This window comes from Aliiroseovarius conchicola, from assembly GCF_041403445.1.
Classification (GTDB): domain Bacteria; phylum Pseudomonadota; class Alphaproteobacteria; order Rhodobacterales; family Rhodobacteraceae; genus Aliiroseovarius; species Aliiroseovarius conchicola.
On sequence record NZ_JBGEHL010000029.1, the window covers coordinates 1 to 9,061 of the forward strand.

Sequence of the window (9,061 nt, forward strand, 5' to 3'; positions counted from 1 at the left end):
GATACTGTGAAAGCTTCAATGCAAGGTTCCGAGACGAATTGCTGAACGGTGAAATCTTCTACAGCTTGCGAGAGGCCCAAATCCTGATCGAGCAATGGCGCATTCACTACAACACCGTCAGGCCGCACAGCTCATTGGGCTATCGCCCGCCTGCACCGGAAAGCATCGTTCCGATGGACCAGAGGCCCACGATGCACTAACAATTAGACCGGACCACCCAATGGGGGAACGCCAGGGCGACTGATCGGGATTATGCAGAGTAAGCATCTAAACAACATCGTCGAGCAGGATCATCGTTTTATCAAGCGGATGACACGGCCGATGCTGGGCTTTAAAGCCTTTCACTCTGCCGCCGCAATACTGGCCGGAATTGAAACCTCACACATGATCCGCAAAGGACAAATCACCACCCAAGGCACAAACGGTTTCCAGCAATTCGCTGCCCTCGCAGGATAAGTGCGCCCGGGAGAAAGGTGATTGCTGCCCATGGGAAAATTTGCGACACAACCCCAAAGGGACCGACTTTGCTTCTCAACTTCTCAATTTCTCAACCGCGTGAACAACCCCGCGAATTTCAGCCAACCCCCTCATTCGGCCGATCAGTGGGTATCCTGGAATACTGCATCTTCCGATATCAGATAACAACTCGTGACCGTGATCAGGCCTGAACGGAATTCCCATGACCCCACCCGTCGCGTTTTTGGATCGCCTTGTATCTTCTCTCACTAAAACTGAAACGAGCGCGACCATATCGGTATCGCCTTCAAGGTGTGCAGCTTCTTCAAAGGAGCCATCCGCATCTTTCCGCACATTGCGCAGATGGGCAAAGTGAACGCGTTCCGCAAACCTTGCAGCGATGGCAGGCACGTCGTTTGCCGGGTTTGCGCCGAGCGAACCTGCGCACAGAGTCAATCCGTTCGTCGGGCTGTCATTTGCGTTCATTACCCACTCGATATCTTCCATGTCAGAGACAATGCGAGGCAGGCCAAGAATATCTCTGGGTGGATCGTCGGGGTGGACGCACATAGCAATGCCAAGCTTTTCTGCTGCCGGGATCACTTCGTCCAGAAAACGCGCATAGTTACCGCGCAGCTCGTCCTGACCGATGCCTTCATATGTTTGCAGGGATCTTCTCAATCCTTCGACATCATAGCGATCAAAGGCTCCGGGCAAGCCGGACATGATGGCATTAAGCAGATCAGCTCGATCTTCCTCGGTCATCTTCGAGTAAGATCTTGCAGCGTCTTCAACAACCTCAGAAGGATAATCCGCTGCAGCCCCTTTTCGCCCCAACATATGAATCTCGAAAGCAGCCATTCGTGTTGCGGAAAACCGTAAACATGTTCCGCCGCTCGAAACAGGGGCAGCTAGGTCTGTTCGGGTCCAATCCAACAACGGCATGAAGTTGTAGCAGATGGTTTTTACGCCTTCAGCCGCAAGGTTTGCCATGGATTGGCGATAGTTGTCGAAAAGAGAATTCAGGTTGCCTGTGCCACGTTTTATATCCTCATGAATGGGCAGGCTTTCACAAACAGCCCAGACCATTTCGGCGGCTTCGACTGCCTGCCGCCTTTTGGCAATGACATCACGCCCCCACACTTGGCCATAAGGGATTTCATGCAGGGCTGTAACAATGCCCTTGGCTCCCGTTTGCCGAATTTCCGACAGGCTGATGTTGTCCAGATCTCCATACCAGCGCCAGCTTTCTAGCATTTCAGAACATCCTTGATTGTGGCTCGGGACCCAAACCGTTCCAACTTGTTGACCAAAGCGGTGAGCTGTGGTCTCACTTTTCCCACCGGGTAGCCTGCAAAGACTTCTTCGAGTGTGCATAGGGCAGCGACACGGTCCTCTGCCGTTTCCACTCCGTCAAGAAGATCAGAGATTTTTTCGCTAAGCGGATCACGCACATCAATGGCGGCTCCGGAATCATCCAAGCCAGAGACGTATTGCATCCAACCCGCCAGCGCCAAAAGAAGCCGCCTATGCGGGCGATTTGAATCCATGTTTTCAAACAGGGTGTTCAGGATGCGTTGTGGTAGTTTCTGGCTTCCGTCCATCGCAATCTGCCATGTCTGGTGGCGAATGGCCGTGTTTGCGAACCGCTGCTTCAGATCTACGGCATAACTGTGCAGGTTAGTGCCGGGCGGTGTTTGCAAGGCAGGAATAACCTCAGCGTCCCAAAAGTCACTGATAAATGCATCAAAGACCGGATCGTGGAGAGTGTCAGATATTGACTTGTGGCCCGCGAGATACCCTAAATAGGCTAGCGCAGAATGCGCACCGTTCAGCATGCGTAGCTTCATATGCTCAAACAACCGGACGTCATCAACGAGAGTTGCTCCCGCGGCGGCAAAATCTGGGTGATCGTCGTCGACGAAGTTGTCTTCGATCACCCATTGCCGGAAAGGCTCGTGCTGCACTGCTGCCTGATCGTCAATGCCCGTCATTTCGCGAACCTTGTCGAGGACATCTTCGGTTGTGGCAGGCACGATACGGTCGACCATGGTTGATGGGAAAGTTACCTCTTTTTCAATCCAATCAGCGAGTTCGGTGTCGGTCGCACGGGCAAGATCGCATACTGCCGATTTGGCGAGGTGGCCGTTTTCGGGCAGGTTATCCAGCGACAGAACGCTGAATGCAGGCAACCCGGCTTCTTTGCGAATTTGAAGGGCCCGCATCAGATACCCTGGTGCGGACACCGGCGTACGAGATTTCAAATCAGTTTTGATATCAGGATGACTGAAATTGATACGCCCGGTTGCCGAATTAAGACAATACCCTTTTTCAGTGACCGTAAGGCTAACGATTTTTGTGGATGGTGCCGCCAAAGCCGCAAGTACAGCGGTTGGGTTTTCCGGCGCGACTAAAACGTCCTGCAAGACTTGAATAACACGCGTTTTGCAGGTGCTGTCGGCTAGCTCGAGTGCAGTATATACCCACCCCTGAGGCTTAAGTTTATCGCGGGTATTAGACGATTTAAGGCTGACACCCAAGACGCCCCAATCCCCTCCCGATGCCTCCATCGCGTCGGCGATGTAAACTGCGCCATGCGCTCGGAAAAATGCGCCAAGCCCAAGGTGGACGATGCCTACTCCTGGTCGTGTTTCCTCATTAGCGGGCGCCAAAAGCGATGACTTTGTGTTTTGTTTTGCTGACATCATTTGAACACTGACGGAAGCCAGAGCGAAAGTGTTGGAATATAGGTAACCAGCATCAGGACACCGACAGCGGCCCCGTAGAACGGCCAGATTGATTTCATCGCTTCCCAGATTGAAATGCGTCCTACCGCACACCCCACAAACAAGACCGCGCCAACAGGAGGTGTGCACAGGCCAATTCCAAGGTTCAGTATCAAAATCACACCGAAATGCACCGGATCGACGCCGAATGCAGTAGCCACTGGCAGGAAGATCGGTGTGGTAATCACGATTAGCGGCGACATATCCATGAAAGTGCCAAGCATCAGCAACACAATATTTAGTAAGAGCAGGATAACGATCGGGTTTTCAGACACACTTTTGAGCAGCACAACAAGAGATGACGGAACACGTGTGTACGCCAAAAGCCATCCAAATGCGGCCGCACATCCAATGACTAGCAAGACCATTGCAGTGGTCCGCACAGCTGCAATGGTCGCCTCGACAAAGTCCGAAAAACTCAGCGTTTTATAGACAAAAAAGGTGACAATCAGCGCATAGACCACGGCGATATTTGAGGATTCGGATGCGGTGAAAACACCTGAGCGTACACCGCCGAAAATAATCGCAACCATAATTAAACCAGGCAAGGCAGACACAAAGAGAGCGCCCATTATTCGGAAGCCCTGAAATTTTTGCACCGGATATCCGCGTTTTTTGGCGACCCACCAAGCTGCAACCATCAACGAGATGGCCAGCAGAAATCCCGGAATGATGCCTGCAGTAAAAAGGTCTGCAATCGATATGCGCCCTCCCGCAGCGATTGAATAAATGATCATGTTGTGTGACGGCGGGAGCAGCAAAGCGATGATCGAACTGACAACTGTTATGTTTACTGCATAATCGACGCCATAACCGCGTTCTTTCATTTGTGGCACCATCAATCCACCAACGGCGCTAGCATCAGCCGCAGCAGAACCAGAAACACCGCCAAACATCACTGACGACAAAACGTTCACCTGACCAAGACCGCCTCGAAAATGTCCAACGAACGCCTCTGCGAGTGAGACTAATCGACGTGCGATATCTCCGCGAACCATCAAGTCACCGGCATAGATGAAGAACGGAATGGCCATTAGCGCAAAAACCGAAACACCTGAATTTAGTCGCTGAAACACGACCACAGGGGGCAGCCCAAGATACGCAATTGTCGCAAAGCTGGACACGCCCAGACAAAATGCGACCGGCGTCCCGATCAACAGCAAAAAGGAAAAAGTTCCAAATAGGATATAGAGTTCCATCGCTCAGCCCTCTCCGCTGTCATCGCCAAAACGGGCCGTCGGCAAGCCAGCTGCCCGGCGTAACACCCGTTCAATCGAAAAAATTACCACCAACACTCCACCGAGAATGAGGGGAACAAAGCTGAACGCACCCGATATGTGTAGCGAGGGTAACGTATTTCCGGCAGTTTTCTCCGCCAACTGGTAGCCGTACCAGATCATGCCGCAACCAAAGGCTGTGACAGCAACATCCGAGATCGTATGAAAGGTTTTTTTCAGCCACTCGGGAAGCACATGCAGCAAAACGTCGAAGGAAAGGTGGTAACCTTCGCGTATTCCAACTGCGGCACCAAGAAAAATGAACCAGCCCATCAGCATGACAGAGCCAGGTTCCGTCCAGATAATACTGTCGTTTAAGACATAGCGCCAGAAAACCTGCGCTGCGATAAAGCCAGTCATGAGAACCAGACATATCCCCGCGAGCCAAAGTACTGCGCGTCCGATCAATCCAGTAATAAGAGAGGCCGTGATAAGATATTGTTGCATGTTTCCGGGCGTATTTGCGAAGGGCATAATTCGCCCCGGCAACTTGCCGGGACGGAGCTTGTCCGTTAAGTCAGATCACTCGACAGCTTGAATATCCGCAACGAGCTGTTGCAGAACAGGCGAGGTCACGTGTTTTTCATAAACCGGAACCATCGCTTCGATAAACGGGGTCTTGTCGATATCGGTGATGATTTCGGACCCTGCTTCACGCACCTTGGCTTCAGAAGCGGCTTCGCGCGCCGCCCAAAGCTCTCGCATGACCGGAACAGAATCCCGTGCGGCTTGACGCACCAATTCCTGGTCTTCAGCGGTCAGTTTGTCGAAGGCGATTTTCGACATGGTCAGAACTTCGGGAACGATCAAATGCTGATCGAGTGTGTAATACGGAGCCACTTCGAAATGGCCTGTACCCTCATAGGAGGGCCAATTGTTTTCCGCACCATCAATAACGCCGGTTTGCAGCGATGAGTAAACTTCGCCAAACGGCATTGGCGTAGCGTTTGCGCCAAGTGCGGCAACCATATCCACAAAGATGTCAGCACCCATGACCCGGAACTTCATCCCGGCCATGTCTTCAATCGAAGTGATCGGCTTTTGTGAGTTGTAAAAGCTGCGCGAACCGGAATCGTAGAAGGCCAGCCCCACCAGATCATGGGCTTCGAACGCACCCAGTATCTGAGCACCAACTTCACCGTCGACGACGTCGTGCATATGCTCAACCGAACGGAAAATGTAGGGCAGCGCAAGAACCTGGGTCTCTTCCACAATATTGTTGAAGTTGCCGATTGACGTACGATTGATGTCAATCACGCCGAACTGGGTTTGTTCAATGGTATCTTTTTCCTGACCCAGCTGTGCAGAGTGGAACATTTCCAGGCAAATACGGCCGTTGCTACGCTCTTTCAGCATGTCGGCCATGGCTTCGACTGCTACTACTGTCGGATAGCCTGCAGGTTGGTTGTCAGCCGCACGAAGATTGACTTCACACTCCGCAAAAGCTGATGCCGCCATGGCTGCCGAAGCAAAAAGCGCCGCAAGCGTTGTTGTCTTAATTGTCATGGTTTACTCCCTATTAAACCTTCAGAGACGGTAGGCTTGCTTGGCAAGCCGGTAAGTGAGGTCAATTGCGACCTCGGATGCATCCGCTTCACTCAACCGGCCTGTAGCCACGAGGGAAGCGAGATAAGAACAGTCAACCCGACGGGCGACATCATGGCGCGCGGGGATAGAACAGAACGCGCGCGTGTCATCATTGAAGCCAACGGTGTTGTAAAAACCTGCTGTTTCGGTGGTGATTTCTCTGAACCGGCGCATGCCTTCGGGGCTGTCAAAGAACCACCAAGCCGGCCCTAGCCTTAGTGCTGGATAGGCGCCCGCCAATGGAGCTAACTCGCGGCCATAAGCAGTCTCATCCAGCGTAAAGACAATAAGCGTCAGGCGCGGGTCGTCTCCAACTGCATTTAGGAGCGGTCTAAGGTCGTTTGCAAAATCTGTTCGACGGGGAATGTCGAAGCCTTTGTCTCGGCCAAATGTGGAAAAAACCGCAGCATTGTGATTGCGCACAGACCCGGGGTGCAATTGCATGACGAGCCCATCGTCGATGCTCATCCGGGCCATTTCCGTAAGCATTTGACCCCGAAAAAGATCGGCTTCTTCAGGGGAAAGCCGACCAGCAAGTGCACGATCAAATATCTCAGCCGCATCACTCCGAGAGAGGTCTTCGGTGCGGGCAGTTGGATGTCCGTGATCGGTCGCGGTCGCCCCATGTGCTTTGAATTCTGCGCGCCGTTTTCGGTGCGCTTGCAGATAACCGCGCCAGGACGAAGTATCCTCACCCGTCATTTCGCCAAAACGGGCGATATTCTCAGCAAACCCCGGTGTTTCCGGGTCAATTACGGTATCTGGGCGATATGTCGTGATCACGCGACCACCCCAGCCAGAAGCTTGAATATTTTTGTGCGCTTCAAGCGGATCAAGCGCACCTTCCGTCGTGGCCAACACCTCGATGTTGAAATGTTCAAACAGGGCTCTTGGCCGAAACTCGGGCGACTTTAGGCAGCCATCGATGCGATCATAAACTGCATCGGCTGTTTTGGCATTTAGCGGATCGGAAACACCAAAGACCTCTTGCAGTGAGTGATCTATCCACAGTGCCGTCGGAGTTGCGCGAAACAAGAAGTAGTGACTTGCAAAGGTACGCCAGATCTTTCTTGGATCTGTCTCTATCTCTCCACTGTCAAGTCGTGAGATGCCGAGGTCTTCCAGCCTGACCCCTTGAGAATACAACATGCGAAACAGGTAGTGATCGGGTGTCACAAGTAACTCAGCCGGGTTTGCGAAGGCGGTGTTGCTAGCAAACCAATTGGGATCGGTATGGCCGTGCGGGCTAATGATCGGGAGTTCCACTACATGGGAGTAAAGCTCGCGCGCAATGTCCCGAGTTTGCTGATCCTGCGGAAAAAGCCGATCTTTCATCAACACACGCGCTCTCCCTTTACCTAGTTTCCCTCATCGTGCATTAAGACTTAACAACAAACTACACGACTGATATGGTAGTTGTAAGTCGATTGATATGTTAGATGGATCGATTCGTCAACGATTAAGGAGCGGAGCCCCATGGCGCAAAATTTGGCAGTTCAAAAAATGCAACCTGTCACAAGGGTAACCGTTACTGAGCAAGTGTTTGAGACCTTGTACTCGAAAGTTCTCACACTCGAACTTCCCCCAGGAACCAAAATCTCAGAGGCAGAAGTTTCGAAACAACTCGGTGTATCACGCCAGTCGGTTCGGGATGCGTTCTATCGTCTATCCACACTCGGTTTTCTTATCATCAAACCCCAAAGCGCGACTGTCGTTAGTCGGATCTCTGCGCGCGACGTTTTTGAGGCGCGCTACATACGTACAGCCATTGAGGTTGAAAATATGCGCAACGCCTGCATGTTATTGACGAACGATCACATCAGTGCGTTGGAAGAACAGATCGAAGAGCAGAAGAAGGCCATCCGCGAAGATCAAAAAGAGCTCTTTCATCAATTGGATAATCAGTTTCACCGCGACATATGCGACTTTGCAGGGCTTTCATTCACATGGAAGAGCATCCAGGAAAAGAAAGCCCACACCGACCGGGTGCGTTACTTGTCTATATCATTTTCGTCACGGACCGCACTGGAAGGTCATGTCGAATTACTTGCTGCGCTTCGAGACCGCAATCCTGAACGCGCTGAGAACGCGCTGAGAGATCACCTTTCGCAAATTGAAAGTGCGATCGCGCAGCTACGCGAAGAAAACCACGAGTGGTTCGAAGACTGATGCCGAGAAAACGATTTCTGGCTCTTGGTGAATGCATGATCGAACTATCGCAAAACCCGGGACCGAAAGGTATGTCGCGAAGCTTCGCTGGTGACACGTTCAACACTGCTTGGTACGCGGCGCGTGAATTTCGGGAAGATTGGGGGGTAAATTACTTCACTGCAGTCGGTGTAGACAAAATTTCGACAGACTTTCTTGGCTTTGCTCACGATTCCGGCCTGGACTTAACTGATGTCATCAAGCGGACTGACCGCACTCTCGGCCTATATATGATCCATCTCGACCAAGGTGAGCGCAGCTTCACCTATTGGCGAGACAACAGTGCCGCCAAAACCTATGCGTCCTCAAATGAATTACTGACAAACGTCATGGAGCGCGCGGATGTAGTCTACTTCTCCGGCATCAGTGTTGCCATTCTTGACGACGGCGGACGTCGAAACCTGCACAATGCACTCACGGAAGCCCGTGCAAAGGGAAAAACCATAATTTTCGACCCGAACCTTCGCCCAAAGCTGTGGCCCAACAATGAAGAAATGCGGCAATCAACAACCAAGTTTGCGCAATGCTCAGACTTAATAATGCCCTCATTTGAGGATGAGCAGATGTACTTTGGAGATACCGATACAGTCGCAACCGCATTCCGCTACAGCAAACTAGGCGCGCAACTAGGGCCTGTTAACACTTAATCATATCGACGATTAGGGCGAAATTCAGGAAAGCGCGGTACATGACGTCCAGCTTTTCGAACCTTGAGAAGATGCGCCGGTATCCTTTCAGCCTTCGAAA

General features: G+C 51.9%; 9 protein-coding genes and 2 pseudogenes. 4 read left to right on the top strand and 7 right to left on the bottom strand.

Translation table 11 applies throughout. The features are described 5' to 3' along the window. Both V6N04_RS18610 and V6N04_RS18615 read left to right on the top strand, forming a co-directional pair. Positions 1-200, top strand: a 200-nt coding sequence (locus V6N04_RS18610) for an integrase core domain-containing protein (protein WP_371171679.1), incomplete at its 5' end; no start/stop codon positions are given. A gap of 43 nt (positions 201-243) precedes the next feature. Beyond that, a pseudogene (locus V6N04_RS18615) lies at positions 244-456 on the top strand (DDE-type integrase/transposase/recombinase); the annotation flags it as partial. A 75-nt stretch (positions 457-531) separates the two neighbouring features. Here the strand turns inward: V6N04_RS18615 and uxuA are convergent. Genes uxuA through uxaC form a run of 6 tightly spaced genes read right to left on the bottom strand, consistent with a single transcriptional unit; the run spans position 532 to position 7,441 of the window. Next, positions 532-1,713: a mannonate dehydratase gene (uxuA, locus tag V6N04_RS18620; protein WP_371171680.1), complete on the bottom strand. Its 1,182-nt coding sequence runs from the start codon at positions 1,711-1,713 to the stop codon at positions 532-534. Further along, the gene (locus tag V6N04_RS18625) at positions 1,707-3,128 is read right to left on the bottom strand and encodes a mannitol dehydrogenase family protein (RefSeq protein ID WP_371171681.1); all 1,422 of its coding nucleotides are present in this window, start codon (positions 3,126-3,128) and stop codon (positions 1,707-1,709) included. Before V6N04_RS18625 ends, uxuA begins: the two co-directional genes overlap by 7 nt. Before the next feature lie 32 nt (positions 3,129-3,160). Next, a complete protein-coding gene (locus V6N04_RS18630; protein WP_371171682.1) occupies positions 3,161-4,441 on the bottom strand; it encodes a TRAP transporter large permease in 1,281 nt (426 codons plus the stop codon). A gap of 3 nt (positions 4,442-4,444) precedes the next feature. After that, a complete protein-coding gene (locus V6N04_RS18635) occupies positions 4,445-4,993 on the bottom strand; it encodes a TRAP transporter small permease (RefSeq protein WP_371171683.1) in 549 nt (182 codons plus the stop codon). A 48-nt stretch (positions 4,994-5,041) separates the two neighbouring features. Continuing rightward, on the bottom strand, positions 5,042-6,025 hold the full coding sequence (locus V6N04_RS18640) for a TRAP transporter substrate-binding protein (RefSeq protein ID WP_371171684.1): 984 nt from the start codon (positions 6,023-6,025) through the stop codon (positions 5,042-5,044). Between the two features lie 21 nt (positions 6,026-6,046). Further along, the gene (uxaC, locus tag V6N04_RS18645; protein ID WP_371171685.1) at positions 6,047-7,441 is read right to left on the bottom strand and encodes a glucuronate isomerase; all 1,395 of its coding nucleotides are present in this window, start codon (positions 7,439-7,441) and stop codon (positions 6,047-6,049) included. A gap of 141 nt (positions 7,442-7,582) precedes the next feature. On the opposite strand from uxaC, the gene V6N04_RS18650 reads away from it, so the two are divergent. Continuing rightward, entirely contained in the window at positions 7,583-8,275 is a 693-nt protein-coding gene (locus tag V6N04_RS18650; protein ID WP_371171686.1) for a GntR family transcriptional regulator, read from the top strand. After that, a complete protein-coding gene (locus tag V6N04_RS18655; protein ID WP_371171687.1) occupies positions 8,275-8,961 on the top strand; it encodes a sugar kinase in 687 nt (228 codons plus the stop codon). The genes V6N04_RS18650 and V6N04_RS18655 overlap by 1 nt, the downstream gene beginning before the upstream one ends. On the opposite strand, the pseudogene V6N04_RS18660 reads toward V6N04_RS18655, so the two are convergent. Beyond that, positions 8,951-9,061: pseudogene (locus tag V6N04_RS18660) on the bottom strand (IS5-like element ISCARN85 family transposase); the annotation flags it as partial. The gene V6N04_RS18655 and the pseudogene V6N04_RS18660 sit on opposite strands and share 11 nt — an antisense overlap.

Excerpts from the sequence above, each read along its gene's own strand:
- uxaC (WP_371171685.1), bottom strand. The coding sequence starts at position 7,441 with ATGAAAGATCGGCTTTTTCCGCAGGATCAGCAAACTCGGGACATTGCG.
- V6N04_RS18635 (WP_371171683.1), bottom strand. The coding sequence starts at position 4,993 with ATGCCCTTCGCAAATACGCCCGGAAACATGCAACAATATCTTATCACG.
- V6N04_RS18630 (WP_371171682.1), bottom strand. The coding sequence starts at position 4,441 with ATGGAACTCTATATCCTATTTGGAACTTTTTCCTTTTTGCTGTTGATC.
- V6N04_RS18640 (WP_371171684.1), bottom strand. The coding sequence starts at position 6,025 with ATGACAATTAAGACAACAACGCTTGCGGCGCTTTTTGCTTCGGCAGCC.
- uxuA (WP_371171680.1), bottom strand. The coding sequence starts at position 1,713 with ATGCTAGAAAGCTGGCGCTGGTATGGAGATCTGGACAACATCAGCCTG.
- V6N04_RS18650 (WP_371171686.1), top strand. The coding sequence starts at position 7,583 with ATGGCGCAAAATTTGGCAGTTCAAAAAATGCAACCTGTCACAAGGGTA.
- V6N04_RS18655 (WP_371171687.1), top strand. The coding sequence starts at position 8,275 with ATGCCGAGAAAACGATTTCTGGCTCTTGGTGAATGCATGATCGAACTA.